Annotated in this window: 1 pseudogene; it reads right to left on the bottom strand. The window is 44.3% G+C overall.

Annotated features, from left to right (window positions below):
- Positions 1-230 (bottom strand): annotated as a pseudogene (locus Q4519_RS22265) (FAD-dependent oxidoreductase); the annotation flags it as partial.

Below are 230 nucleotides of genomic sequence, written 5' to 3'. Positions count from 1 at the left end.
GCCTTGATCATAGTCTGCGCTAGCTAAACTGGGGTAACCAATCACATCTCCTACATCATAGATATATTCGACGTCTGTTTGATAGTTAACGTTCACTATTAGCTGGCCGCGGCCATCAGGCGTTAGGCCAATAGCGGCTAAATTCAACTAATCGGTATTACCGGTACCCCCGTTGGCAAAAAGTAAACAATTTCCTCTCATCTTTTTGCCTGACTGCATGTGCATAATCA

It is taken from the genome of Motilimonas sp. 1_MG-2023, assembly GCF_030547455.1.
Classification (GTDB): domain Bacteria; phylum Pseudomonadota; class Gammaproteobacteria; order Enterobacterales; family CBDFNC01; genus Motilimonas.
This window is presented reverse-complemented; position numbering and strand designations above follow the sequence as displayed.